Source organism: Crossiella sp. CA-258035, from assembly GCF_030064675.1.
In the GTDB taxonomy this organism is placed as follows: domain Bacteria; phylum Actinomycetota; class Actinomycetes; order Mycobacteriales; family Pseudonocardiaceae; genus Crossiella.
Genome location: NZ_CP116413.1, coordinates 3,350,734 through 3,374,552 on the forward strand (window position 1 = coordinate 3,350,734; position 23,819 = coordinate 3,374,552).

The 23,819-nt window shown below is 72.3% G+C and carries 26 protein-coding genes and 1 pseudogene; 14 read left to right on the forward strand and 13 right to left on the reverse strand.

Annotated elements, in window-relative coordinates; genetic code table 11:
* Positions 1–9 precede the first annotated feature (9 nt).
* The gene (locus N8J89_RS15430; RefSeq protein WP_283665036.1) at positions 10–465 is read left to right on the forward strand and encodes a GNAT family N-acetyltransferase; all 456 of its coding nucleotides are present in this window, start codon (positions 10–12) and stop codon (positions 463–465) included.
* Between the two features lie 6 nt (positions 466–471).
* Here N8J89_RS15430 and N8J89_RS15435 read toward each other — a convergent pair whose 3' ends face one another.
* Positions 472–921, reverse strand: coding sequence for a universal stress protein (locus N8J89_RS15435; protein ID WP_283665037.1), 450 nt, complete (start codon positions 919–921; stop codon positions 472–474).
* Between the two features lie 71 nt (positions 922–992).
* Positions 993–1,910, reverse strand: a complete 918-nt coding sequence (locus N8J89_RS15440) for an SDR family NAD(P)-dependent oxidoreductase (protein WP_283665038.1) — start codon at positions 1,908–1,910, stop codon at positions 993–995.
* Positions 1,911–1,993: 83 nt separating this feature from the next.
* Here N8J89_RS15440 and N8J89_RS15445 point away from each other — a divergent pair, with 83 nt between their 5' ends.
* On the forward strand, positions 1,994–2,539 hold the full coding sequence (locus N8J89_RS15445; protein ID WP_283665039.1) for a TetR/AcrR family transcriptional regulator: 546 nt from the start codon (positions 1,994–1,996) through the stop codon (positions 2,537–2,539).
* Between the two features lie 286 nt (positions 2,540–2,825).
* Here N8J89_RS15445 and N8J89_RS15450 read toward each other — a convergent pair whose 3' ends face one another.
* Positions 2,826–3,608 carry a class I SAM-dependent methyltransferase gene (locus tag N8J89_RS15450; RefSeq protein WP_283665040.1) on the reverse strand — a complete coding sequence of 261 codons (783 nt, stop codon included), beginning with the start codon at positions 3,606–3,608 and terminating at the stop codon, positions 2,826–2,828.
* A gap of 160 nt (positions 3,609–3,768) precedes the next feature.
* On the opposite strand from N8J89_RS15450, the gene N8J89_RS15455 reads away from it, so the two are divergent.
* The gene (locus N8J89_RS15455; RefSeq protein WP_283665041.1) at positions 3,769–4,758 is read left to right on the forward strand and encodes a YdcF family protein; all 990 of its coding nucleotides are present in this window, start codon (positions 3,769–3,771) and stop codon (positions 4,756–4,758) included.
* Here N8J89_RS15455 and N8J89_RS15460 read toward each other — a convergent pair.
* The 5 genes from N8J89_RS15460 to N8J89_RS15480 form a co-directional block, all read right to left on the reverse strand.
* Positions 4,755–5,141, reverse strand: coding sequence for a glycine cleavage system protein H (locus tag N8J89_RS15460; protein ID WP_283665042.1), 387 nt, complete (start codon positions 5,139–5,141; stop codon positions 4,755–4,757). The two genes, N8J89_RS15455 and N8J89_RS15460, sit on opposite strands and share 4 nt — an antisense overlap.
* 134 nt (positions 5,142–5,275) lie before the next feature.
* Positions 5,276–6,469, reverse strand: a complete 1,194-nt coding sequence (locus N8J89_RS15465) for an RNA polymerase sigma factor (RefSeq protein WP_283665043.1) — start codon at positions 6,467–6,469, stop codon at positions 5,276–5,278.
* 13 nt (positions 6,470–6,482) lie between these two features.
* On the reverse strand, positions 6,483–6,824 hold the full coding sequence (locus N8J89_RS15470) for a YciI family protein (RefSeq protein WP_283665044.1): 342 nt from the start codon (positions 6,822–6,824) through the stop codon (positions 6,483–6,485).
* 84 nt (positions 6,825–6,908) lie between these two features.
* On the reverse strand, positions 6,909–7,244 hold the full coding sequence (locus N8J89_RS15475; protein WP_283665045.1) for a hypothetical protein: 336 nt from the start codon (positions 7,242–7,244) through the stop codon (positions 6,909–6,911).
* 11 nt (positions 7,245–7,255) lie between these two features.
* Positions 7,256–8,167 carry a LysR family transcriptional regulator gene (locus N8J89_RS15480; protein WP_283665046.1) on the reverse strand — a complete coding sequence of 304 codons (912 nt, stop codon included), beginning with the start codon at positions 8,165–8,167 and terminating at the stop codon, positions 7,256–7,258.
* A gap of 89 nt (positions 8,168–8,256) precedes the next feature.
* Here N8J89_RS15480 and N8J89_RS15485 point away from each other — a divergent pair, with 89 nt between their 5' ends.
* The 4 genes from N8J89_RS15485 (at position 8,257) to N8J89_RS15500 (ending at position 13,953) form a co-directional block, all read left to right on the forward strand.
* Entirely contained in the window at positions 8,257–9,987 is a 1,731-nt protein-coding gene (locus tag N8J89_RS15485) for a pyruvate dehydrogenase (protein ID WP_283665047.1), read from the forward strand.
* A gap of 146 nt (positions 9,988–10,133) precedes the next feature.
* Entirely contained in the window at positions 10,134–11,672 is a 1,539-nt protein-coding gene (locus N8J89_RS15490; protein WP_283665048.1) for a peptidase M16 family protein, read from the forward strand.
* A 26-nt stretch (positions 11,673–11,698) separates the two neighbouring features.
* Entirely contained in the window at positions 11,699–12,688 is a 990-nt protein-coding gene (locus N8J89_RS15495) for a hypothetical protein (RefSeq protein WP_283665049.1), read from the forward strand.
* 107 nt (positions 12,689–12,795) lie between these two features.
* Positions 12,796–13,953: a serine hydrolase domain-containing protein gene (locus N8J89_RS15500; RefSeq protein ID WP_283665050.1), complete on the forward strand. Its 1,158-nt coding sequence runs from the start codon at positions 12,796–12,798 to the stop codon at positions 13,951–13,953.
* Here the strand turns inward: N8J89_RS15500 and N8J89_RS15505 are convergent.
* Positions 13,946–14,566: a LysE family transporter gene (locus N8J89_RS15505; protein WP_283665051.1), complete on the reverse strand. Its 621-nt coding sequence runs from the start codon at positions 14,564–14,566 to the stop codon at positions 13,946–13,948. The genes N8J89_RS15500 and N8J89_RS15505 overlap by 8 nt on opposite strands.
* A 189-nt stretch (positions 14,567–14,755) precedes the next feature.
* Between N8J89_RS15505 and N8J89_RS15510 the strand changes: the two genes are divergently transcribed.
* Both N8J89_RS15510 and N8J89_RS15515 read left to right on the forward strand, forming a co-directional pair.
* A complete protein-coding gene (locus N8J89_RS15510) occupies positions 14,756–15,085 on the forward strand; it encodes an ArsR/SmtB family transcription factor (RefSeq protein WP_283665052.1) in 330 nt (109 codons plus the stop codon).
* 1 nt (position 15,086) lies between these two features.
* Positions 15,087–15,584 (forward strand): SRPBCC family protein, encoded by a 498-nt coding sequence (locus tag N8J89_RS15515; protein WP_283665053.1) that lies wholly within the window; start codon positions 15,087–15,089, stop codon positions 15,582–15,584.
* On the opposite strand, the gene N8J89_RS15520 is transcribed toward N8J89_RS15515, so the two are convergent.
* Complete coding sequence (locus tag N8J89_RS15520) at positions 15,569–16,867, reverse strand: nucleobase:cation symporter-2 family protein (RefSeq protein WP_283665054.1); 1,299 nt, start codon at positions 16,865–16,867, stop codon at positions 15,569–15,571. The two genes, N8J89_RS15515 and N8J89_RS15520, sit on opposite strands and share 16 nt — an antisense overlap.
* Before the next feature lie 128 nt (positions 16,868–16,995).
* Here N8J89_RS15520 and N8J89_RS15525 point away from each other — a divergent pair, with 128 nt between their 5' ends.
* From N8J89_RS15525 to N8J89_RS15540, 4 genes are all read left to right on the forward strand, one after another.
* Entirely contained in the window at positions 16,996–17,433 is a 438-nt protein-coding gene (locus N8J89_RS15525; protein ID WP_283665055.1) for a hypothetical protein, read from the forward strand.
* On the forward strand, positions 17,424–17,546 hold the full coding sequence (locus N8J89_RS15530; RefSeq protein ID WP_283665056.1) for a hypothetical protein: 123 nt from the start codon (positions 17,424–17,426) through the stop codon (positions 17,544–17,546). Before N8J89_RS15525 ends, N8J89_RS15530 begins: the two co-directional genes overlap by 10 nt.
* A gap of 26 nt (positions 17,547–17,572) precedes the next feature.
* Positions 17,573–18,043 (forward strand): pentapeptide repeat-containing protein, encoded by a 471-nt coding sequence (locus N8J89_RS15535; RefSeq protein ID WP_283665057.1) that lies wholly within the window; start codon positions 17,573–17,575, stop codon positions 18,041–18,043.
* Positions 18,044–18,198: 155 nt separating this feature from the next.
* The gene (locus tag N8J89_RS15540) at positions 18,199–19,500 is read left to right on the forward strand and encodes a cytochrome P450 (protein ID WP_283665058.1); all 1,302 of its coding nucleotides are present in this window, start codon (positions 18,199–18,201) and stop codon (positions 19,498–19,500) included.
* A 52-nt stretch (positions 19,501–19,552) separates the two neighbouring features.
* Here N8J89_RS15540 and N8J89_RS15545 read toward each other — a convergent pair whose 3' ends face one another.
* The 3 genes and pseudogenes from N8J89_RS15545 to N8J89_RS15555 form a co-directional block, all read right to left on the reverse strand.
* Positions 19,553–20,356 (reverse strand): sporulation protein, encoded by an 804-nt coding sequence (locus N8J89_RS15545; protein ID WP_283665059.1) that lies wholly within the window; start codon positions 20,354–20,356, stop codon positions 19,553–19,555.
* Between the two features lie 29 nt (positions 20,357–20,385).
* A complete protein-coding gene (locus N8J89_RS15550; protein WP_283666171.1) occupies positions 20,386–21,147 on the reverse strand; it encodes an endonuclease I family protein in 762 nt (253 codons plus the stop codon).
* A pseudogene (locus N8J89_RS15555) lies at positions 21,133–21,774 on the reverse strand (DUF6359 domain-containing protein); the annotation flags it as partial. The gene N8J89_RS15550 and the pseudogene N8J89_RS15555, both read right to left, overlap by 15 nt.
* On the opposite strand from N8J89_RS15555, the gene N8J89_RS15560 reads away from it, so the two are divergent.
* Positions 21,752–23,734, forward strand: coding sequence for an APC family permease (locus N8J89_RS15560; RefSeq protein WP_283665060.1), 1,983 nt, complete (start codon positions 21,752–21,754; stop codon positions 23,732–23,734). The pseudogene N8J89_RS15555 and the gene N8J89_RS15560 sit on opposite strands and share 23 nt — an antisense overlap.
* The last annotated feature ends 85 nt before the right edge of the window (positions 23,735–23,819 follow it).

A 23,819-nucleotide genomic window follows, 5' to 3' on the forward strand; every position in this document is an offset into this window, starting at 1 on the left:
GGGCAGTCGATGACGGTGCGGGTGACCGAGGTGAGCTGGGCGGATCCGGAGGGCGCGGCGCTGCGGGCGGCCCAGCGGGCGGAGCTGGACGCCCGCTACGGCTTCGCCGACCACGAGCCGGGCGCCCCGCCCACCGCCGCCGACATCGAGGTGTTCCTGCTGGCCAGGGACGCCGACGGCCGGGCGGTCGGCTGCGGCGGACTGCGGCTGCTCGGGCCGGACTCGGCGGAGATCAAGCGGATGTACGTCACGCCGCGGGCGCGCGGCACCGGGGTGGCGGTGGTGGTGCTGCGGGCACTGGAGAACGAGGCGCGGCGGCGCTCGCTGCGCACCCTGCTGCTGGAGACCGGCACCGCGCAGCCGGACGCGATGCGCTTCTATGAGCGTGAGGGCTACCACGCGGTGGCGAACTTCGGCCCGTACGTGGCTTCGGAGCTGTCCCGCTGCTACCGGCGGGAGCTGTAGGCGCCGCTAGCGGGGCACCAGCTTCGGCGGGATCACCACCACCGGGCAGGTCGCCTTCCGGATGCACTCCGCGCTGATCGAGCCGAGCACCGCGCTGTAGAGCCGTCCGTGGCCGTGGCTGCCCACCACCAGCAGGTCCGCCTGCGCGGCCTCCTCGGTCAGCACGTCACCGGCGTAGCCCTGCCGCACCACCGTGCGCACCGGGTGCGGCTCGCCGCCGGTGACCTCGGCGATCGCCTCGTCCAGGCGTTCCCGGTGCACCTTGTCGTGGTCCACGTCCAGGTCCGTGGGCTCGGCCACGGTGAACGGGGTCGCCGAGGACGGCACCGGGTTGGGCATCCAGGCGATCACCGCGACGAGCTCGGCGTCCCGACGGCGGGCCTCGGACAGGGACCAGCCCAGGGCGCGCAGGCTCTCGGTGGAGCCGTCCACGCCCACCACGATCGTTCCGGCCATGCCGCCTCCCTAGCCTCGCGTGCGTTCAGCTTGCCGAATACCACCGGGGACGGCTCGCTGAAACCGGATGCTCAGACGGGGAAGATCACACCGGTGAGGCGCTCGGACTCCGCCCACAGCCGTCGTTGCAGGTCCTCGTCGCGGGACTGCCTGCTGGAGCGCACCGCCACCGGCGCGCCGCGCAGTTCGCGGAACCCGTTGGGCCCGTAGTACTGGCCGGTCACCGCCGCCGGGTCGGTGGCCGCGCGCAGGGTCGGCAGCGCGCCCTGCTCGGCGGGCTGGGTGAACAGCCTGCCGAACAGGCTCATGCCGAGGCGGAACACCGCGGGGGAGTTGCGCATCAGCTCGGTCATGGAGATGCCGGGGTGCGCGGCCAGTGCCAGCGCCGGGCTGCCGTGCGCGCTCAGGCGGCGGGCCAGCTCGTAGGTGAACATCAGATTCGCCAGCTTGCTCTGGCCGTAGGCGGCGACCCGGTCGTAGGAGCGGCTCCACTGCAAGTCGTCGAAGTGAATCGCCGCGCGGATGTTGTGCGCGATGCTGGCCACGGTCACGATCCGCGCGCCGGGCGTCTCGGTCAGGCGGTCGACCAGCAGGCCGGTGAAGGCGAAGTGGCCGAGGTGGTTGGTGCCGAACTGGAGCTCGAAGCCGTCCTGGGTGAGCTGCTTGGGGGTGTACATCACCCCGGCGTTGTTGATCAGCAGGTCGATCCGCTCGAAGGAGTCGCGCAGCTCGCCCGCGGCCTCGCGCACCGAGTCCAGCGAGGTCAGGTCCAGGCGCTGCACCACCACCTGCGCGCCGGGCGCGGTGCCGGCGATCGCGGCCGCGGCCCGCTTGCCCTTCTCCAGGTCCCGCACCGCCAGCACCACGGTCGCCCCGCGCTGGGCCAGCACCTGGGCGGTGGGGAAGCCGATGCCGGTGTTGGCGCCGGTGACGATCGCGACCCGCCCGGCCTGACTCGGCACCTCGGCCGTGCTCCACAGCTTGGTCATGACAGCTCCCACCTATAATCCGGGGTGTGCGTTCCGTTTACGAACATACGGAACGCGCGCCCCGTTTGTCCAGTGGAGGCCGTGTGAAGAAGCTCAGGTCGGATGCCGTGCGCAACCGGGAACGCGTGTTGCGGGTCGCCTACGAGACCTTCGCGACCGAGGGCCTCTCGGTGCCGATCGACGAGATCGCGCGCCGGGCCGGGGTGGGCGCGGGCACCGTGTACCGGCACTTCCCGACCAAGGACGCGCTGTTCCGGGCGATCGTGGCCGACCAGTTCGACCAGCTCATCGCCCGGGCCGCCGAACTGGCCGGGGCGGCGGACCCCGGCGCGGCCTTCTACGGCTACTTCAGCCGGTTCATCCAGGACTACGTCACCGACCAGGGCCTGATGGAGGCGTTCGCGGGCAGCAAGTTCGACATCGAGACCGCCGAACCCGAGCGCACCGCGGAGTTCAAGAAGGCCATCGGCGTGCTGCTGGCCCGCGCGCAGCAGGCCGGCGCGGTGCGCCCGGACGTGGACGTCGCCGACGTCAAGGCGCTGATGATCGGCGGCCAGGCCATGCTCAACTACCGGGGCGAAGCGGGCGCGCGGCTGATCCCGCTGCTGTGCAAGGCGCTCGCGCCCTAGGGGACGGCCCCTCGGGATTGACGGAAGCCGATTCCGGCTATTGCACAGCCATGGAAGCCGACACGTCCAAGGACCTCGACAACCGGTCGCCCCACACCTGGCGGGCTGCCTCAACGGCGTCGATGGCCGTCATGGCAGTGGTAGCGGGCATCAGTATCCTCGCCTCCAGTGGCCAGGGAATCGGGTGGTTGTTTCTGGCCCTCGGGTTGGCCTGTGCTCTGATCGCCGCCGCGTTCGTCCACCTCGCCCGGAAGTCCCGTCGCCCGCGGGATGGGGCCGACCGGCCCTAACGCGGCGCGCGTCCCCAGGTGCTGACCAGCGGGTAGGCGGAGACGCTGAACCCCGGATCGCGCAGCAGCCGGGTGAACTGGGCCAGCTCGCCCGGCCCGACCCCGGCCGCGCGCAGCTTCTCCCGCAGCTCCCAGGCGTTGGCCAGCAGCAGCCTGCTGCCCTCGCCGCCACCGACCCAGATCGGCGTGGACCGGCTGGACCCGACCTGCTCCAGTCCACAGTGGACGAACAGTTTCTCCACCCCCAGCGCCCAGTCCAGGTCGTCGGAGCCGAGCTTGGTCAGCACGTCCAGCACCTGGGTCTGCACCGCCCAGAACGCCTCCTGCCTGCGGTCGTCGGTGCTGAGCACCCGCTGCTCCTTGGGCAGGATCTCCTCCAGCAGCAGCACCCCGCCGGGGTTGAGCGCGGCGGTCAGCTTGGCCACCGCGGCATCCCGCGCCGGGTGGTGGATGAGCACCAGGCGGCAGTGGATCAGGTCGAAGCCGGGGCTGGGCAGCGGGTCGGTGAGCACGTCGTGCCGCCGGACCTCCACCGGCGCGGACAGCTCCAGCAGCCGGGTGTCCAGGTCGGTGGCCAGCACGTGGCCGTCCGGGCCGACCCGCTCGCCCAGCCAGCGCGCGATCGAGCCGCCGCCCGCGCCGACCTCCCAGCAGCGCTGACCCGGCGTCACGCCGAGCTCGGCCAGCAGCGGCGTGGTCACCGCGTCGTAGGTGGCCTCCAGCGCCGCCATGCGTGTTCGTGCGGCGTCCACCGCGTTGTCGAAGGGATAACTGCCCACCGCGCCTCCTGGTCCGGCTATTACCTTGGCGGCTGGCGGGCTCCGGCGAAAGTCGGCAGGGCCATCCGGCCGCGGATCCGGCCCGGGGAGCCCGGTGTCCGCGCTCCCGGGCGGTACTGCACACTGTGGACGGTCGCCGGTCGGGTGGGAGAGGGCTGACGTGCTGTTCGGAATCCTGGCTGGAATCGCGGGCCTCGTCTTCCTGGTGCGGGTGATGCGGGAGCCGCGCCGGGTGAGCAACGCGGTCTGGTTCGGCATCCTGCTGTTCTTCGGCGGCCTGTGGGCGCTGTGGGAGCTGGGCAAGTACGGCTACGGCGAGATCGTGGTGGTGCTCGGACTGCTGGTGCTGCTCATCGGCTTGGTGCTGCCGTTCGCCATGGTCGCCAACGGAGTGATCATGTTACGCCGGGAGTCCTTCCGGCCGGCCAACCTGCTGTCCCTGCTGACCGGACTGGCCGTGCTGGGACTGATCGGGTTCACCGTGGTGTTCGGGCTCCGCCTGGACCGGGCCGCGCAACTCGTGTTGATCGCGGTGATCCTGGTGACCGGCTACTTCGCGTTCCTGTTCGCCAGCCTGCTCGCCTACTCCTTCGTGTACGGCCAGTTGAGCAGCAGGGCCAGGGCCGACGCCGTGGTGGTGCTGGGCAGCGGACTGATCGGCGACCGGGTGCCGCCGCTGCTGGCCGCCCGGATCGAGCGCGGCCTGGCGCTGTACCGCCGCGACCGCGCGGCCGGGGGTGAGCCGGTGCTGGTGGTCTCGGGCGGTCAGGGGCCGGGGGAGACCACCACCGAGGCGGCCGCCATGCGGGACTACCTGCTGGCCCGAGGGGTGCCCGCCGAGCACATCGTGCTGGAGGACCGGGCCCGCACCACCGAGGAGAACCTGAGGTTCAGCGCCGCGCTGGTGACCAGGCCGGGGGCCCGGATCGTCGCGGTGACCAACAACTACCACGTCTTCCGCACCGCGGTGCTGTCCTACCAGCTGAAGCTGCGGATGCGGGTGGTCGGCTCGCGCACCGCGCTGTACTTCCTGCCGAGTGCGTTCATCCGCGAGTTCGTCGCGCTGCTCATGCAGTACCGGGTGACCACCGCGGTCGGCGTGCTCGCCGTGGTGTCGGTCCCGGCGCTGGGTGGACTGTTGCTGCTCTAGAGAACCTGGCTGACCAGTTCGAGGTAGTCCGCGCCGTCCAGGGTGTCCGGCAGCGGATCGCCGGTGTGGCGCAGCTCGAACAGCCAGCCGGACTCGTACGGGTCGCGCACCACCAGTCCCGGGTCGTCGAAGAGCAGCTCGTTGCGCTCGCTGACCAGGCCGGCGGCCGGTGCGAACAGGTCGCCGTACCAGGTCCGGGTGGCCAGGAAACCGCACGGGGCCAGCAGGTGCAGCGCGCCGCCCGGTGGCGGCAGGCCCACCTCGACCAGGCCGGTCAGCCCCCCGGTCAGCACATCGGTCAAGCCCACCCGCAGTGTGTCGCCCTGGAGCCGGACCCAGGTGTGGTCCCTGGTGAACCGGAGGGTCTGGTAGCCGACGAACATGAACCGTTTCTAGCCCTCCGCTGAGCCGCGGGTAAACCCACGGAGGTCGCTTTTACCCGAACGAACACATGTGCTCCGTCCACTGTGGACAGACATTGGGCCAACCGGCCGCCGCCGTTCGCATGTCCGGCCGGTCAGGCCTCCAGCGCCTGACGGCGGCGGCGCAGGAACTCGCGTTCGGCGGAGTTGCCGGTCAGCTCGATCGCCCGTTCGTAGGCCGCGACCGCCTCGGCGGTGCGGCCGAGGCGGCGGAGCAGGTCGGCGCGGATGGCGTGGCACAGGTGGTAGTTCGGCAGGTCCAGCCGGTCGACCTCGGTCAGCGCGACGGCCGGGCCGTCGACCTCGGCGACGGCGACCGCGCGGTTGAGCGCGACCACCGGGGTCGGGGTGAAGGTGAGCAGCTGGTCGTAGAGGGTGCGGATGGCAGGCCAGTCGGTCGGCGGGGGATCGCCGTGCACCGCGTTGATCGCGGCCTGGAGCTGGTACGGGCCAGGCTGGGCGCGCCGGATGCACGCCTCCACGATCGACTGGCCCTCCCGGAGCAGCCCGGCGTCCCAGCGGCCGCGGTCCTGCTCGGCCAGCGGCACCAGCTCGCCGTCCGGGCCGGTGCGGGCGGCCCGCCTGGACTCCACCAGCAGCATCAGCGCGAGCAGGCCCCAGGCCTCCGGCTCGTCCGGCATCAGCGCCACCAGCACCCTGGCCAGCCGGATCGCCTCCGCGCCCAGCTCCGGCCGGTCCAGGCGCTCGCCCGCGCTGGCGGTGTGCCCCTCGGTGAAGATCAGGTACAGCACGGCCAGCACCGAGCGGAGCCGGTCCGGCAGGTCGGCCTCGGCGGGCACCCGGTACGGGATCCGGGCGTCCCTGATCTTGCCCTTGGCCCGCACCAGGCGTTGCGCCATGGTGGCCTCCGGCACCAGGAACGCCCGCGCGATCTCCACAGTGGACAGTCCGCCGAGCAGGCGCAGGGTGAGCGCCACCCTGGCCGAGGGGGACAGCGCGGGATGGCAGCAGGTGAAGATCAGTCGTAGCCGCTCGTCCGGCACCGCGCCCACCTCCTCGGGTTCCCCTGGCGCGCGCAGCAGCGCCGACTGCGCCTCGCGGGTGTCCCGGCCGGACTCGCGCCGGTGCCGGTCGATCGCCCGGTTGCGGGCGGTGGTGATGATCCAGCCGGCCGGAGCGGGCGGCAGGCCCTCGCGCGGCCAGCGCTCCAGCGCGGTGGCGAAGGCGTCCTGGACCGCCTCCTCGGCGAGGTCGATGTCACCGAGCAGGCGGACCAGCACCGCGACCGCGCGCCCGTACTCGGCGCGGAAGACTGACGCGACGTCCATCAGGCGAGGTCCATCAGTCGTACATGGGCCGCACCTCGATGGGCAGCCCGATCGCCTCGGCCAGCCGTCGTCCCCAGTGCAGGGCGGCGTCCAGGTCCTCCACCTGGATCACGGTGAACCCGCCGATGTGCTCCTTGCCCTCGGTGAACGGGCCGTCGGTCATCAGCACCTCGTCCCCGTTCGCCCTGATCACGGTGGCCGTGCTGGGCGGGAACAGCCCGGCGGCGAAGACCCGCGCGCCCGAGGCGATCATGTCCGCGTTCACCGCGTCCAGCCGCTTCATGACCGGGTCGAGGAACTCCGGCGGCGGGGTGGGGCCGTCCGGCTGGTAGATGCTGAGCAGGTACTGGGCCATGGTGTTCTCCTCCTCGGTTCGCTCTCTACACGAACCCCGCGGCGCCGGATCGACACCACGTCGGGAGAGTTTCCAAGATTTTTCTCAGCGGTCCCCGGCGGCGGTCTTGACCATGGCCACCATCAGCCGCACCGCGTCCAGGGTGACCAGGCCGCTGGTGCGCACCAGGGACTCCCAGGTCTGGAAGGACGCGGCGTGCCGGATCGCGCCGGAGACCACTTCGGCGCGGGCCGCATCCGGCTGGAACGGCGCGCTGAGCTGGCTGACCACGCCATCCACATAGGACTCGTGCGCGGCGCCGGGCGGCCCGGCCAAGGTCGGGTAATACTCGTAGAGTGCGGCCAGCGCGATGGACAGGCGGCGGTCCGGTCGGGAGATCCGTTGCCAGTCCGCCGGATCCGGCAGGGGCGTCTCGTCCATGGCCGCCGACCCTACCCCTCGGATTTCGCCCGCTGCCAGGGGACTTCCAGGCCGTCGCGCACGGTGTCCAGCACGTGTTCGCGGAACTGCGCGGAGGCGGGCGGCAGTTCCCGCTCGGCCAGCCACATCAGGCCGATGTCCCTGGTCGCGGTGACGTCGGTGAGCCGCAGGTGCGGGGTGGCCGCCTCGCCGCCGGGCAGCGGCAGCACCGAGACGCCCAGCCCGGCCGCGACCAGGCCGCGCAGGGTCTCCACCTCCTCGCCCTCGAAGCCCGCCCTCGGGGTGAAACCGGCCTGGCGGCACAGCCGCTCGGTGGTGGCGCGCAGCGCGAAGCCGGGCCGGAGCAGGATGAAGGTCTCCTCGGCGAGCTCGGCCAGCCGGACCCCCGGCCGACCGGCCAGGCGGTGTCCCGGTGGCACGGCCAGCAGCAGCGGCTCGGTGAGCAGCCGCTGCCAGCGCAGGTGCGGGTGACCGGGATCGTCGCTGGTGACCGCCAGGTCGGCGGTGCCGGCCAGCAGCTCCTCGGCCAGCCCGGCCTCGCCGTGCTGGGTCAGCTCGAAGGCGATGTCCGGGAACCCGGCGCGGAAGCGGCTCAGCAGCGGCGGCACCAGCCAGGTGCCCAGGGTGTGCAGGAAGGTCAGCGGCACCGTGCCGCGGGCCGGGTCGGTCAGCTCGGCCACCGCGCGCAGGCCCTGGGCGTAGCGCTCCAGCGCCTCGGCCACGTGCGCCCGCAGCAGCCGCCCGGCCGGGGTGGGCCGCAGCGTCTTGCCGACCCGCTGGAACAGCGCGGCGCCCGCCTCCTGCTCCAGCCGGGCCAGCGCCCTGGACAGCGCGGGCTGGGTCAGGTGCGCCCGGCGCGCGGTCTCGGTGACGGTGGCCCCGTCGGCGACCTCGCGGAACCAGGCCAACGTCCGCAGATCCATGTGTCCAGTGTATCGATGGGCACGGAATCCGGCATTGGACGCATGGATGAATCAGGCGCAGGCTGGCAGTGCAGCCGGAGGGAGACACCATGACCAACGTGGCCGAGCAGCTCGTGCGCATGCTGCGCGAGGCCGGGGTCCAGCGGATCTACGGCATCGTCGGGGACAGTCTCAACCCGATCGTGGACGCGGTGCGCCGCACCGAGGGCATCGAGTGGGTGCACGTGCGGCACGAGGAGACCGCCGCCTTCGCCGCCGCCGCGGAAGCCCAGCTGACCGGCCGGTTGGCGGTGTGCGCGGGCAGCAGCGGGCCCGGCAACCTGCACCTGATCAACGGCCTGTTCGACGCCCACCGCAGCGGCGCGCCGGTGCTGGCCATCGCCTCGCACATCCCGGCCGCCCAGATCGGCACCGGCTACTTCCAGGAGACCCACCCGGAGCAGCTGTTCACCGAGTGCAGCCACTACAGCGAGCTGGTCTCCCAGCCCGAGCAGCTGCCCCGGCTGCTGCGCATCGCCATGCAGACCGCGCTGGGCCGCGGCGGGGTGTCCGTGCTGACCATCCCCGGCGACCTGGCCGACCGCAAGGCCGTCGCGCCCACCCCGCCGGTGACCAGGGTCCGGCCCTCGCCGGTGGTCCCGGCCGAGGAGACGGTGGACGAGCTGGCCGACCTGCTCACCAGCGCCGAGCGGGTGATGCTCTTCGTCGGCGCGGGCGCCCGCGGCGCGCACGCGGAGGTGATGGCGCTGGCCGGGAAGCTGAACGCGCCGGTCGGGCACTCCTTCGGCGGCAAGGAGTGGATCCAGTTCGACAACCCCTACGACGTCGGCATGAGCGGCCTGCTCGGCTACGGCGCCTGCTTCGAGGCCATGCACTCCGCCGACCGGATCGTGTTGCTGGGCACCGACTTCCCCTACGACAACTTCCTGCCGCAGGCCCGCACCGTGCAGATCGACCACGACCTCACCCGGCTGGGCCGCCGCACCCCGCTGGAGCTGGCCGTGCACGGCAGCGTCAAGGAGACCCTGGCCGCGCTGCTGCCCAAGCTGGCCCAGCGGCGTGACCGGTCCTATTTGGACAAGATGCTGCGCAAGCACGCCGACCGGCTGGAGAAGGTGGTCGACGCCTATACCAGGGACATCGCCGAGCGCACCCCGATCCACCCGGAGTACGCGGCCGCGGTGCTGGGCGAGGTGGCCGCCGGGGACACCGTGTTCACCATCGACACCGGCATGAACAACGTGTGGGCCGCCCGCTACCTGACCCCCAACGGCAGGCGCCGCATGATCGGCTCCTTCCGGCACGGCAGCATGGCCAACGCGCTGCCCCAGGCCATCGGCGCCCAGCTGGCCTACCCGGACCGCCAGGTGGTCGCCCTCTCCGGCGACGGCGGCCTGTCCATGCTGCTGGGCGACCTGCTCACCCTGGCCAGCGCGCGCATCCCGGTGAAGGTGGTGGTGTTCAACAACGCCAGCCTGGGCATGGTGAAGCTGGAGATGCTGGTGGACGGCCTGCCCGACCACGGGACTGATCATCCGCAGGTCGACTTCGCCGCGCTGGCCAAGGCCGCCGGCCTGCACGCGGTGCGCGCGGAGAAGCCCGGTGAGATCCGGGCCGCGTTCGAGGAGGCCTTCGCCCACCCCGGCCCGGCCCTGGTCGAGCTGGTCACCGACGCCAACGCGCTGTCCCTGCCGCCCAAGATCACCGGCGAGATGGTCCGCGGCTTCGCCCTGGCCGCGGGCAAGACGGTGCTCAACGGCGGCGTGGGCAAGATGGTCGAGCTGGCCCGCAGCAACCTGCGCAACATCCCCCGTCCCTAGGCCGGGTCCCCGGCGGTGTCCGCAGTGGACGGTGAACGTCCCGTGATCCCGGGTTTCCGCCTGGTGAACCGCTCGCGCCCGGCCCCCGCCAGGTCGTATAGTGCGCGCGGCCCCGAACGGGGTAGGCGCGCAAGGGGAGTCACGGCGTGGAGTGGGTTCGCACCGAGATCGACGGTGTGCCGGTGTTCTGGTCCGAACACGAGGGCGAGATCACCGCGGGCCTGGTCTTCCGGGTCGGGCACGCCGACGAGCGGCTGGCCCGGCGCGGCATCACGCACCTGGTGGAGCACCTCGCGCTGCACCAGGCCGGGAGCAAGCACGAGGAGTCCAACGGCACCGTCGATGCCACCCTGACCTCCTTCCTCACCCACGGCGGCCCGGACCACGTGGTCGCCTTCTTCACCGCGCTGTGCGCCGCGCTGCGCGAGCTGCCGGTGCACCGGATCGCCGCGGAGAACCAGCTGCTGCTCACCGAGGCCGACGGCCGCGGCCGGGACATCCAGGCCTCGCTGGCGATCTGGCGCTACGGCGCGGCCAGCTACGGGCTCAGCGGCTACGAGGAGTTCGGCGTCGGCAGGCACACCCCGGCGGAGGTGCTGGCCTGGGCGCGGCAGTGGTTCACCTCGGGCAACGCGGCGCTGTGGCTCATCGGCGGCCCGCCGCCGCGGGGACTGCGGCTGGAGCTGCCGCCGGGGCCGCGGATCCCGCCGCCGGAACCGACCAGCGCGCTGCGCCGCACCCCCGCCTACTTCCCGGCCTCGATCAACGGGGTGGCCGCCAGCAGCGTGGTGGAACGCTCCACCGCGGCCACCGCCTACACGGACCTGTTGCAGCGCAGGCTCTTCGACACCCTGCGCACCGCCGAGGGGATCAGCTACAGCCAGACCGCGACCTACGACCGGCGCGATGCCGACATGGCCGAGATCGTCGCCTTCGCCGACGGGCTGGCCTCCGTGCACTCGCGACTGGTGCGCGGGTTCACCGACGTGATCGACTGGCTGGCCGAGGTCCCGCCACGGGACAGCGAGGTCACCGAGCTGATCGAGCTGCGCCGGGCCCCGCTGCTGGACCCGCGGATCCGGGCCGGGCTGCCGGTGGGCGCCGCGCACGCCGAGCTCTTCGGCGCCGAGCCGCCCACCATCGCCTCGGTGGAGGCCGAGCTGGCCACCCTGTGCGCCGAGGACATCCAGGACGTGGGGATCTCGGTGCGGGACAACCTGTTGCTCATGGTCCCGGAGGGCCACCTGCCCGGCGAGCGCTACGTGGCTGCCCCGCACGGCTCCACCGGCACCGTGCAGGGCGAGGTCCTGCTGCACATCGACTCCGCCCAGCCCGGCGAGCAGAAACCGTTCGGGCCGGGCAACCAGGGCAGGCCCCGGCTGTGCGTCGGCGAGGAGGGCGTGAGCCTGATCAACGGGCTGGAGTTCGTCACCGTCCGCTTCGCCGAGTGCGCGGCGGCGCTGGCCTGGCCCGACGGCGCGCGGCACCTGATCGGCCTGGACGGCCTGCACCTGCGGGTGGAGCCGAACCTGTGGAAGTACGGCGCGGCCCTGCCCGAGCTGATCGACCGGGGCGTCCCGCCCGAGGTGGTGGTGCCCCGGCCGCCGCGCGAAGAGCACGAGATACCCCGACCGGCCAAGAGCAGCTCCTGGAGCAGGCTCCGCGCCCGCCTCAAGCGTCACTGAACCCCTTCTCGCTCCTGGAGAAACCCGTGCCCAGCACCGTGATCCGCATCCTGCGCGCGCTGCGCGACCTCGGCATCAGCACCGACGCCGGCCGTCCCGACCCGGAGCTCAAGGCCGCCGAGAACGACCTCTACCGCGGCGACCTGGACGCCGCCTGGAAGCTGCTCGCGGCCACCAGGGACCAGCACGAACTGCGCGACATCCGGGTCGGCAAGATCAGCAAGATCCTGGTCCGGCACGTCGATGAGCTGGGCAAGATCGCCGCGGCCAACCCCGACGACGCCGACCTCCAGCTGCTGCTGGGCGCCACCCGGATCAAGCACGCCTGGAAGGTGCGCACCGGAGCCACCGCCGACCGGGTCAGCCGCGAGCAGTTCGAGCAGTTCTGGTACCTCCTGGGCGGGGCCTACGATCCGCTGATGCGCGCCGCCGAGCTGCGGCCCGCGGACCCGGTGCCCTGGGACGAGCTCCAGTGGCGCGGGCTGGGCCTGCAGATCGACCGCGGGGAGCTGGACGAGGTGTGGCGGGAGCTGACCGACCGCGACCCGTACCACTACGGCGGGCACTACTCCCGCACCCAGGTGCTGTGCGCCAAGTGGCAGGGCAGTGACGCCGAGGTGCTGGAGTTCACCGCCGAGGTCGCCGAGCAGGCCCCGCCGGGAGTGCCGCTGGGCGCGCTGACCGTGGCCGCGCACCTGGAGGTCATGCTCAGCACCGAGGCCGAACCGCTGGACTACTTCGGACGGCCGGAGGTCGGCGCGCAGCTGGTCCGGGTCAGCGACGACTGGCTGGCCGGGCTGCGCCCGCACGACCGCAACATCGAGGCCCACCACCTGCTCGGCGCGGGGCTCTACCTTGCCGGGGAACGGGAACGGGCCCGCGACCACCTGTCCAGGGTGAGCGCGCGCAGCATCACCGACGGGCTGCCGTGGAGCTACCTCGGCTACCACTACGACAAGCTCGACTACCGCGCGATCCGCAAGTCCCTCGGCCTGAAGATGAAGGACGCGGGGTAGAGCCCGCTCCACCATGGAAACGGGGGCGTCCCGTCGTGTGCGGCGGACCCGAGGTCGGCAGGGTTGTTCCTGACGGCGGAGGGACCGCCGCCACGGGAGGAACTCCGATGAGACTGCGCAGGACCACGACCGCCGCCCTGACCGCCGGGATCCTGCTCGCCTGCACCGGCCCGGCCACCGCGCTCGCCGAACCGGCGCTGAACCGGGCGAACCCGGTGCAGCGAAGCCTGGACCACCTGGTCCGCGAGGCCAAGTTCCCCGCCGCGCTGGCCGCGGTGAGCGTGGACGGCCGTCAGCGTTCCTACGCGGCCGGGGTCCGGGACCGGGCCACCGGCGCGCCCGCGGTCAGGGACAGCCAGGTGCGGATCGGCAGCAACACCAAGACCTTCATCGCGGTGGCCGTGCTCCAGCTGGTCGCCGAGGGCAAGGTCGAGCTGGACGCGCCGATCGAGCGCTACCTGCCGAACCTGGTGCGCGGCAAGGGCATCGACGGCAACCAGATCACCGTCCGGCAGCTGCTCCAGCACACCAGCGGGCTGCCCAACTACACCAAGCACATCGGCGTGGCGCGCTTCCCGGAGTTCCGCGACCGCTACCGCGAGCCGCGGGAGCTGCTGGACATCGCGCTGAGCCACCCCGCCGACTTCGCGCCCGGCACGAGCTGGAGCTACAGCAACACCGGCTACCTGCTGGCCGGTCTGCTGATCCAGCGGGTGACCGGCCGTCCGGTGGCCGAGGTGGTCACCACCAAGGTGATCGACCGCGCCGGGCTGCGCGAGACCTACTGGCCGCGGACCGGCGAGATGACCATTCGCGGGGCCCACCCCAAGGGCTACGGACTGACCGACTCGACCAAGCCGGACTCGCCGGTGCTGGACGTGACCGTGCAGGACACCGGCTGGGCCGGGGCCGCCGGTGAGCTGGTCGGCACGCCCAGCGACCTCAACCGGTTCTACGCCGCCCTGCTCGGCGGCAGGCTGCTGCCGCCCGCGCAGCTGGCCGAGATGCGCAAGACCGTGCCCGCCAAGGACTTCGTCCCCGGGGTGAGCTACGGCCTCGGCATCATGCGCACCGAGCTGAGCTGCGGCCGGGTCGCCTGGAGCCACGGCGGCGACATCCCCGGCTACGAGACCCGCAACGGGTCCACTGAGGACGGTCGCGCGGTGTCCATCGCGGTGACCGCGCTGCCCGGCACCTTCGGCGATGCCGAGGGTTCGAGCAGCCAGGTGCTGGCCGCGGTGGACACCGCGCTGTGCGCTAGCTGACCGCCAGTCCGGTCGCCAGCGCGGTGATCAGCGCCGCCGAGGCCAGCGCGGTGGCCAGCCGACCGCGCGGTCCGGTGAGCACCCGGCCCAGCAGGCTGCCGCCGGTGGCCAGCACCAGCTGCCAGCTCGCCGAGGCGAGGAAGGCGGCCAGCACGAACACCGCCGCGGCCCACGCGGTGGTGTTCGTCTGCGTCCGGCCCAGCACCAGCGCGGAGAAGTAGACCACGGTGGTGGGGTTGAGGACCGTGATGCCCAGCAACAGCAGGAAAGCCCGTGCCGGACTGGGCGGCGAGTCCCCGGAAGCCGGGGCCAATCCCGCCCGGTAGCGGCGCACCGCGGTCCAGGCGGTGCGCAGTGCGAGCAGCACCAGGACGGCCACCGAGGCCCAGCGCAGCGGCTGCGCGATCGGCCGCAGCAGCTCGGTGAGGGTGCCGCCGCCGAGCACCGCGAGCAGGGCGTAGAGGCCGTCCGCCGCCGCGACCCCGAGCGCGGCGGCGGCGCCGGTGCGCGGGGTGGTGCGGGCGGAGAGGGCGACGAGGTAGGTCGCGACCGCGCCGACCGGCATGGCGATGCCGTAGCCGGCGAGCAGTCCGGCGACCAGCGCCTCGGTCATGACCGGACGGGGATCGGCCTCCGGTCGGAGCTGGGCTGCTGCTGCCGGGCGACCGGTCGGTCGGCGGGGCGGGTCAGCGGCATCGAGGTCGCGGTCATGGCAGGGAGGGTGCGACGCGGCGGGTACGGGCGGCAACCGCTTTTCCGGCCACCGACTTGACGCATGCTCATATGGGTATACGATGGGGCCATGGCACGAGCGGCAACCACCTCCGACGCGTTCAACGCGATCGCCGAACCCCGGCGGCGGGAGATCCTCGATCTGCTGGCCGGCCGGGAGCGGGCGGTGCAGGACCTGGTGGCCGAGCTCGGGCTGGCGCAGCCGCTGGTGTCCAAGCACCTGCGGGTGCTGCGCGAGGTCGGCCTGGTCGAGGTGCGCGAACAGGGGCGGCAGCGGCTGTACCGGATGAACGGCCGGCCGCTCAAACCCGTGCACGACTGGGTCCGGCGCTACGAACAGCTGTGGAGCGAGCGCTTCGAGCTGCTGGACGCCGTGCTGGCGGAGATGGAGGAGGACTAGGATGGCCACGACGGCTGAGAACCGGGCGGAAATGACCCTGCCCAGCGACACCCAGCTGCTGATCAGGCGCGAGTTCGACGCGCCGCGGCACCTGGTGTACCGGGCCTGGACCACGCCGGAGCTGATCAAGCGCTGGTGGGGCGGGCAGCGCGGCGAGGTGGTCTCCGCCGAGGTCGACCTGCGGGTCGGCGGCAGCTGGCGGTACGTGATGGTGGCCAACGGCGGGTTCGAGGTGGCCTTCCACGGCGAGTACCGCGAGATCGTGCCCGAGGAACGGGTGGTGTGCACCGAGGTCTACGAGCAGCCCGGCGTGCCCGAGCCCGAGCAGCCGGTGGTGTGCACCTACACCTTCACCGCGCAGGGCGAGCGCACCTGCCTGCGCGTGCTGGTGGACCACCCGGACCAGGCGCTGCGGGACCAGATCCTGGCCTCCGGCATGGAGCTGGGCATGCAGGAGTCGCTGGCCGCGCTGGAGTCGGTGGCTCAGTCGTTGGCTTGAGAAGTGGGGCGCAGCAACAGGTTCAGCAGGAAGGCGACCACGGTGCCGGTGGCCACGCTGCTGGTCAGGAACAGCTGCGCCGAGGGCGGGAACTGGGTGTAGAAGGCGGGCTGCACGGTCGGCAGCAGGCCGATGCCCAGTGACACTGCCACGATGACCAGGTTGCGGTTGTCCTGGAGGTCCACAGTGGACAGGATGCGGATGCCGACCATGGCCACGGTGGCCACCATGACCAGTGCCGCGCCGCCCAGCACCGGTTGTGGCACCACGGCCACGATCCGGCCCATGAACGGGAAGAAGCTGAGCACCAGCGCGATCGCACCCGCCACCGCGGTGACGTAGCGGCTGCGCACCTTGGTCACGCTGACCATGCCGATGTTCTGCGCGTAGGTCACGTACATGAAGGACTGGAACACGCTGGCCAGCATGGTGATCAGCCCGTCGGCGCGCAGGCTGGCCGCCACGTCGGACGGGCCGACCGGCTTGTCCACCGCGGTGCCGATCGCCTGCACCTGTCCCGCGCACTCCACCATGATCACGATCTGGATGATGATCAGCGACAGGGTGGCGGCCAGGTCGAAGCTGGGCAGCCCGAAGTGGAACGGCTCCGGGAAACCGAGCACCGGTCCCTGGACCACCGCGCCCAGGTTCACCTGCCCCAGCGCGATCGCCACCGCGGTCCCGGCGAGCAGGCCGACCAGGAACGCCAGCTGGCGCAACCGCGGCAGGAACCGGTGCACCGCGACGATGACCAGCACCACCAACAATGCCAGCCCGATCGCGCCAGGACTGCCGAACCCGGGCGCGGCCGGACTGTGCCCGGCCACCATCCCGGCGGCCACCGGCACCAGCTGGATGCCGATCAGTGTGATCGCGGTGCCCATCACCACCGGCGGGAAGAACCGCAGCAGCCGGGCGAACAACGGCGCCGCCAGCACCATGAACACCCCGGAGACCAGCAGCGACCCGTACATGGTGCGGATGTCGTGGCCCTGGGCGATCACCAGCATTGGCGCCACACTGGTGAACGCGGCGCCCAGCACCATGGGCATCCGCACGCCGACCCGCCACACCCCCAGTGACTGCAACAGCGTGCCCAGCCCGCACAACAGCAGGTCGGTGGCCACCAGGTACACCAGATCCGCCGTGGACAGCCCCAGCCCGGCCGCCAGCACCACCGGCGCGGCCACCGCCCCCGCGTACAACACCAGCACGTGCTGCAACCCCAGCACCGCCAGTCGGCCGGCGCCGAGCCGCTCATCCACCGGATGGGTGTTTGTCATGCCCTACCCATATCGCCAACGCCTGCCCCGCCCGTACCCGGGGTGCCCTGAACCGCCGGCGGACCAGCCCGGCCGAATGAGCGGCCGGTCACGGAGCCGGAGCCATCGGCTCCGCCATCATCGAGGCCATGCGGATCCCGGCGCCGCGCCGCTGCTGGTCATCGGGCTCGGACTCGGGGTGGGCTGGTGGCTGTGGTGGGAGAGCAGGGGACTGCCCGACCCGGAGCGGTCCCGCGCGCGCCGAGGCCATCCGCACCGGGCTGACCGCCGCGGGCGGCACCGGTGCTGCGCTGGCGTTGCTGCTCGCGGTCCGGCGGCAGCGCTCGACCGAGGCGGCCCTGGGCCTACAGGCGGAGGCAGCCGCCGACCAGCTCGGCTCGGACAAGGCCCGGGTCCGGCTCAACGGCCTGTACGCGCTGGCGCGGCTGGCCGAGGGCAACGCCGACCACCGCCAGATGATCGTCGACCTGATCTGCGCCTACCTGCGCATGCCCTACTCGCCCCGCAGCGGGACGAGCCACCGACGTCCGAACAGGCGCACGCGCAGGAACGGCAGGTGCGGCTGACCGCGCAGCGCATCCTGGCCGAGCACCTGCGCCCGGTGCGCGAGGAACGAGACCGGCCGGTCAACCCCGCTACTGGCCGGATGTCGACCTCGACCTCAGCGGGGCCGCGCTGATCGACGCCGACCTGTCCTTCGTCCGGGTGCGGCACGCCCGGTTCGAGCGGACCACCTTCCTCGGGCGCACCGACTTCCAGCACGCCGTCTTCACCGGGACCGCCCGGTTCGGCCAGGCCTCGTTCACCGACACCGCCGGGTTCACCGAGGCCGCGTTCGGCCAGGAAGCCTCCTTCGCCGGGGCCGGGTTCACCGGGGACGCCGAGTTCCACGCGGCCAGCTTCGCCGAGGAGGCGTGGTTCACCGGCGCCGAGTTCGACGGCAGCGCCGACTTCACCGCGGCCGCCTTCACCGGAACCGCCTGGTTCGACGCCGCGGCCTTCGCCGGCGACGCCGGTTCCCACCGGGTGGTCTTCGCCGAGGACGCCTGGTTCAGCGACGCCTTCTTCAGCCCGGACGCGCGGTTCGCGGGCAGCACCTTCGCCCGCCACGTCTGGTTCAACCGCACCGCCTTCGCCGGTGGGGCCCCGCCGGAGCAGCTCTTCAGGGACCGTTGAGCCGGGCCACGGCGACTGGGGGCTGGTGCGCCGCGGTTCACCCAGCAGCTGACATTCCTGTCACCCACGGGCGTGGCGCGGAGTCCGGTCCGATGTGGACGGTCGTGCGGCCGCCCTACGGTGACTCCCCGTAGTCACCATCGGGAGGGGCGTTCATGGAGCAGCTGGGCACCGGCACGTTGTTGCGGCTGGCGGCGCAGATTCCGGCCGAGTGGGCGGTGGTCCGGCTCTTCGACGGGCTGGGGGACCTGGTGATGCGGCTGGAGCAGCCCCGGTGGCAGCTCGACCCGTATCCGCTCTACGAACGCATCCGCGCGCGGGGACCGCTCTACCGGGGGCCGAGCGGGATGTGGGCGGCCACCTCCTTCGACCTGTGCAACCGGGTGTTGCGGGACCGGCGATTCGGGATGCGGTCCGCCGACGGCCATTCCACCCTGCGGGGCGCGCAGCGGCTGGTCAGCGGGGACTTCGCGTGGAGCTTCGTGGGCATGGACCGGCCGGACCACACCCGGCTGCGCAGGCTGGCCGCCCCGGCGTTCACCCCGCGGCGGGTGCGCGGCTACACCGGGCGGATCGAGCGGGTGGTCGGCGAGCTGCTGGACCGGATGGCCGGGCGGGAGTCCTTCGATCTGGTCAACGAGGTGGCCCAGCCGCTGTCCATCGCGGTGATCAGCGATCTGATGGGGGTGCCGGAGTCCGAACGGGCCGACTTCGCCGCCTACAGCGACATGATCAACCAGGGCGTGACCGGCGCGCCGAGCATCCGGCAGGCCAAGGACCTGCGGGTGGCCACCAACCACCTGCTCGACCTGTTCGGCCGGCTGCTGCGCGAGCGCGGGCGGGAACCCCAGGACGACATCCTCAGTGCGATGGCCGTCGCGGCGGAGGGCTCGGAGCTGACCGCGCGGGACCTGCACGAGGTGGCGGTGCTGCTGCTGGCCGCCGGGTTCGACACCACCGCGAACCTGGTCGGCAACGGGGTGCACGCGATGCTGGCCAACCCCGGGCAGTGGACCCAGCTGCGCGAGCGGCCGGAGCTGGCCGGGGCGGCGGTGGAGGAGACGCTGCGGTTCGAGCCGTCGGTGCAGTTCACCGTGCGGGTGGCGCACACGGACATCGAACTGTGCGGGCAGCGGATCCAGGCGGGGCAGGGCGTCATGCTGCTGCTGGCCGCGGGCAACCGCGATCCGGCGGTGTTCGCCGAACCGGGGCGGTTCGACCTCACCCGCACCGGCGGACCGGAGCACCTGGCCTTCGGCAGCGGCATCCACTACTGCATCGGCGCGGGGCTGGCCCGGCTGGAAGGCGAGGTCCTGTTCCGCGAGCTGGCCAGGCGGATGCCGCTGCTGCGCCCGGCCGGGCAGGCCCGCTGGCGGCCGATCCGCGAGCTGCGCGGCCTGACCACCTTCCCGGTGACCGCGACCGTGCCGGGTCAACGCGGCGGCCCGCCCTGGTGAGCAGGCGAGCCCGTTTGCCGCGCGGAGCCGGGCCGCTGGTCGTGCGGGCTCGCTAGTCCAGCGAACCCGGTCCGCTGCCCGGGCTTGGCGGCAGGCCGTCCATGAGCGCGTCCCGGTCCCTGGCCGCGGCCTGCTCCAGCCACTGGCCGAGCAGCGCAGGCCAGTCCGCGGTCAGCGCCTCCTGCCTGCTCATCGTATGCCGCCGCGCCAGCTCCGGCTCCCGGTCCGCGATCAGCGACACCACCAGGTCCCGCGACCCGGCGACGAAGGTCAGCTCGATCTCGCGCAGCCGCTCGTGGTACTTCTCCGGTGGCAGGAAGAACATCCGCTGGATGAAGTCCAGCTCCTGCACCGCCCCCGGCAGCCGGCCGGCCACCACCTGGGTGTCGCGGAAGCTCAGGCCCAGCTCGCCCACCGCGTCCAGCACCCGGTCCTGCGCGTCCAGCGGCTGCACCAGCAGCGGCACCGGATCGGCCTGGGCCGGGGCGCCGGTGGTGTGCGCCTCGGCGCGCAGCTCGACCAGCACGCCCGGCAGCACCGCGGGGCCGACCGCGGTGACCGGGGTCTCCGCGGGCAGGGACAGCACGAACGGCAGGGTCAGCTGACCGAAGGCGGGCAGGTGGACCGCCTGGCCCAGCGCCATCCGGTGGAACTCGCCGGTGACCACCTGGCCCGGCGTCGCGACCTGGGTGGTGAGCACCAGCGCGACCTGGGTGAGCTGCACGTCGGCGCGGCCGCCGCGCAGGTGCACCGCGCCGCCGAGCACCTGGCCGGGCTCTACGTGCTGGGTCTGCGGCACGGTGGTCACGGTCGGGCCGCCGCCCCGGCCGAAGGCGCCGAGCATCTTGTTGAACACGGCGGAAAACTAACAGCCGCCTGCGACAGTCAGCCCCAGATCGCGGAAACCCACTCCGGGTGGTCGATGAACGGGTTGCGGTTGCGCTGGTAGGTCTCGTAGATCACCTGGTTGCGCCGCCGCTCGAAGGCGTCCGGCGGGTCCTGGGCGTGCCAGTTCCGCAGCACCGACAGCCGCCCCTGGTACGGCTTGGTGCCGTTGTTCACGCTGTCGTTGAGCTCCAGGTCGGCGAAGCCGTCGCCGCCCTGGTAGCGGACCGCCATGTAGAACAGCATCCGCGCCACATCGCCCTTGACCGCGTCCCTGGGCTCCCAGGAGTCGCCGTCGGTGAAGTTGCCCGGCGCCTCGGCGGCGGGGGAGCCGCCCTGGTCGAAGTCCTTGTTGCCGCGGTCGGCGTTGACCGAGACGTCCTCCGGACGCAGGTGGTGCAGGTCGGTGCCGGGACCGGTGGCGGTGCCGAAGTCCCCGTGCGACTTGGCCCAGACGTGCTCGCGGTTCCAGTTGTCCGCCCCGCCGCCGTTGCCGCTCTTGCTCTGCGAGCGCCCGGAGTACAGCAGCACCACGTTGGCGGCGTTGGCCGGGTCCTCGTCGGTGGCCTTGAGCGCATCCCACACCTGGTCGTAGCCGAGCTTCTGCTGGGTCCTGATGATCGTGTGCAGGGCGGTCTTGAGCGCGGGGCCGGTGTGGCCGGCCGCGGCCTTGTAGTAGTCGTCGGCGCCGCCGCCGCCAACGCTGGTGGAGCTGGTGGTCGGCTGCGCGCCCGCGAAGGCGAACCCGGTCGGCGAGGTCAGGCCGGGGTGGGCGAAGTAGGCGCCCAGCGGACCGGTCACCTCGATCTGCCTGCCCAGCAGACCGGGGTTGCTCTTCAGGCCCCACGCGGCCCGGAAGGCGCTGGTGATCTGCACGTAGAGCATCTGGCCGGTGCCGGTCTGGCCCGCGGTGTCGGCCAGGGCGAGGGCGTAGTCGCTGGGGAACTCCGCCCGGACCACGGTGTTGCTCGCGGTGGGCTGGCCGACCACGTAGCCGCGCACGGTGGCGACCGTGCCCGGCTGTGTCGTGACGGCCTGGGCCACGGTGATCGGGACCGCGCCGGTGGCGGCGGGCGCGTGCGTGATGAGCCCGGCGGCCACCGCGACGGTGGCGACCAGCAGGGCAAGTGGATGCCAGGGTCGCACGATCGTGTCCTCTCCCCAGGAGCGGCGCCGCAGGGTGACGCCGCTGCCGAGAATCACATGGCCAGAACACTTTCGGGTGAACTCCATGCGAAGGCTCAATCTCGACATTCGGATGTTGCCGACAAACCGGCCAATCCTCGGCCCGGTGGTGCGGGGCTGCGGCTTTGCTGGCAAGGTCACGGCGCGCACACCGGCGCGAGGACGTGGAGGAGACGAGCGGATGAGCGGCGCCGAGCGGGTCATGGTCCCGGCCCGGATGGACAGCCCGGTGCGGCCACGGCACCCCCGCGGCAAGGTCAGCCGCTGGCTGCTGGCCAACCGGGTCGCGCCGGTGGGCCCGGAGTCCGACGCGGCGCACGCCAAGCCGCAGTCCTGGTGGAAGGTCATGTGCCTGACCGGCGTGGACTACTTCTCCACGCTGTCCTACCTGCCCGGCATCGCGGTGCTCTCCGCGGGCTGGCTGTCCCCGCTGGCCACGCTGGTGATCGTCGCGCTCACCCTGCTCGGCATGCTGCCGATGTACCGGCGGGTGGCCAAGGAGAGCCCGCACGGCCAGGGCTCGGTGGCCATGCTGGAGGACCTGCTGCCGTTCTGGCGCGGCAAGATCTTCGTGCTGGTGCTGCTCGGTTTTGTGGTGACCTCCTGGATCGTCACCATCACGCTGTCCTCCGCCGATGCCACCGTGCACGTGCTGGAGAACCCCTACCTCACCGAGGCCCTGCACGGCCTGGCGGTGCCGATCACCATCGGGCTGCTGCTGATCCTCGGCTTCGTCTTCCTGCTCGGCTTCAGCGAGGCCGTCGGCGTGGCCATCCCGCTGGTCGGGGTGTTCCTGCTGCTCAACGCGATCGTCTGCGTGGCAGGCCTGTACGACGTGTTCACCCACCCCGAGGTGCTGGACCGCTGGTTCGACGCGCTGACCTCCGGCGCGGGCGGTTTCGGCGGGATCATCGGCCCGGCGCTGATCGCCTTCCCCTCGCTGGTGCTGGGGCTGTCCGGGTTCGAGACCGGGGTCAGCATGATGCCGCTGGTGGCCGCGGACGGCAAGGACGAGCGGGCGCGGCTGGCCGACCGGATCCGCAACACCCGCAAGCTGCTCACCGCCGCCGCGCTGATCATGTCGGTGTACCTGGTGGCCACCAGTTTGATCACCACCGTGCTCATCCCGCACGAGGCGTTCAAGCCCGGCGGCCCGGCCAACGGCCGCGCGATGGCCTTCCTGGCGCACCAGGAGCTGGGGGAGCTCTTCGGCACCGCCTACGACATCAGCAGCATCCTGATCCTGTGGTTCGCCGGGGCCTCGGCGATGGCCGGTCTGATCAACATCGTGCCGCGCTACCTGCCCGCCTACGGCATGGCGCCGGAGTGGGGCCGCGCGGTGCGGCCGGTGGTGCTGGTCTACACCGCGATCAGCATCGTGATCACCATCGCGTTCAACGCCGATGTCAACAAGCAGGCCGGCGCCTACGCCACCGGGATCCTGGCCATGATGGTCTCCGGCGCGGTCGCGGTGGCCATCTCGGCCTGGCGGCACCGGCAGAAGCGGGCCGCGGCCGGGTTCACCGTGCTCACCCTGGTGCTGCTCTACGCCCTGGTGGAGAACGTGATCGACAAGCCGGACGGCATCGCCATCTCGGGCATGTTCATCGCCGGGATCATCGTGGTCTCGCTGGTCTCCCGGGTGTCGCGGACCACCGAGCTGCGGGTGGAGCACATCGAGTTCGACGAGCGGGCCAGGGAGTTCGTCGCCGACTCGATCGCCCACGACGGGCAGCTCAACATCATCGCCAACCGGCGCCAGGGCGGCGACGACGCCGAGTACTCGGCCAAGGAGCTGGAACAACGCGGCCTCAACCCGCTGCCCGGCGCCGCCGACGTGATCTTCCTGGAGATCGACGTGGTGGACCCCTCGGACTTCAGCGACGTGCTGCGGGTGCGCGGGGTGGACATCGACGGGCACCGGGTGCTGCGGGTGGACAGCCCGGCCGCGCCGAACGCGATCGCCGCGATCCTGCTCGCGCTGCGCGATGCCACCGGCGTGCGGCCGCACTGCCACTTCGAGTGGAGCGAGGGCAGTCCGCTGGGCCACCTGTTCCGCTACCTGATCCTCGGGCGCGGCGACACCCCGCCGGTGGTGCGCGAGATCCTGCGCACCACCGAGGAGGACCCCCAGCGGCGGCCGGTCATCCACGTCGGCGGCTGAGCGCGGCCCGGCAGGGGCGGCGCGAGCTCGCCGAAGTAGCGACGTCAGTCCCTTGCCGGACCAGCCTTGGCACGCCGAGGATGTG

Bases quoted from the DNA above. Each gene is read 5' to 3' on its own strand.
- N8J89_RS15430 (WP_283665036.1), top strand. From the start codon at position 10: ATGACGGTGCGGGTGACCGAGGTGAGCTGGGCGGATCCGGAGGGCGCG.
- N8J89_RS15435 (WP_283665037.1), bottom strand. From the start codon at position 921: ATGGCCGGAACGATCGTGGTGGGCGTGGACGGCTCCACCGAGAGCCTG.
- N8J89_RS15440 (WP_283665038.1), bottom strand. From the start codon at position 1,910: ATGACCAAGCTGTGGAGCACGGCCGAGGTGCCGAGTCAGGCCGGGCGG.
- N8J89_RS15460 (WP_283665042.1), bottom strand. From the start codon at position 5,141: ATGTTCGTCGGCTACCAGACCCTCCGGTTCACCAGGGACCACACCTGG.
- N8J89_RS15465 (WP_283665043.1), bottom strand. From the start codon at position 6,469: ATGGACGTCGCGTCAGTCTTCCGCGCCGAGTACGGGCGCGCGGTCGCG.
- N8J89_RS15470 (WP_283665044.1), bottom strand. From the start codon at position 6,824: ATGGCCCAGTACCTGCTCAGCATCTACCAGCCGGACGGCCCCACCCCG.
- N8J89_RS15475 (WP_283665045.1), bottom strand. From the start codon at position 7,244: ATGGACGAGACGCCCCTGCCGGATCCGGCGGACTGGCAACGGATCTCC.
- N8J89_RS15480 (WP_283665046.1), bottom strand. From the start codon at position 8,167: ATGGATCTGCGGACGTTGGCCTGGTTCCGCGAGGTCGCCGACGGGGCC.
- N8J89_RS15485 (WP_283665047.1), top strand. From the start codon at position 8,257: ATGACCAACGTGGCCGAGCAGCTCGTGCGCATGCTGCGCGAGGCCGGG.
- N8J89_RS15500 (WP_283665050.1), top strand. From the start codon at position 12,796: ATGAGACTGCGCAGGACCACGACCGCCGCCCTGACCGCCGGGATCCTG.
- N8J89_RS15505 (WP_283665051.1), bottom strand. From the start codon at position 14,566: ATGACCGAGGCGCTGGTCGCCGGACTGCTCGCCGGCTACGGCATCGCC.
- N8J89_RS15510 (WP_283665052.1), top strand. From the start codon at position 14,756: ATGGCACGAGCGGCAACCACCTCCGACGCGTTCAACGCGATCGCCGAA.
- N8J89_RS15515 (WP_283665053.1), top strand. From the start codon at position 15,087: ATGGCCACGACGGCTGAGAACCGGGCGGAAATGACCCTGCCCAGCGAC.
- N8J89_RS15520 (WP_283665054.1), bottom strand. From the start codon at position 16,867: ATGACAAACACCCATCCGGTGGATGAGCGGCTCGGCGCCGGCCGACTG.
- N8J89_RS15525 (WP_283665055.1), top strand. From the start codon at position 16,996: ATGCGGATCCCGGCGCCGCGCCGCTGCTGGTCATCGGGCTCGGACTCG.
- N8J89_RS15540 (WP_283665058.1), top strand. From the start codon at position 18,199: ATGGAGCAGCTGGGCACCGGCACGTTGTTGCGGCTGGCGGCGCAGATT.
- N8J89_RS15560 (WP_283665060.1), top strand. From the start codon at position 21,752: ATGAGCGGCGCCGAGCGGGTCATGGTCCCGGCCCGGATGGACAGCCCG.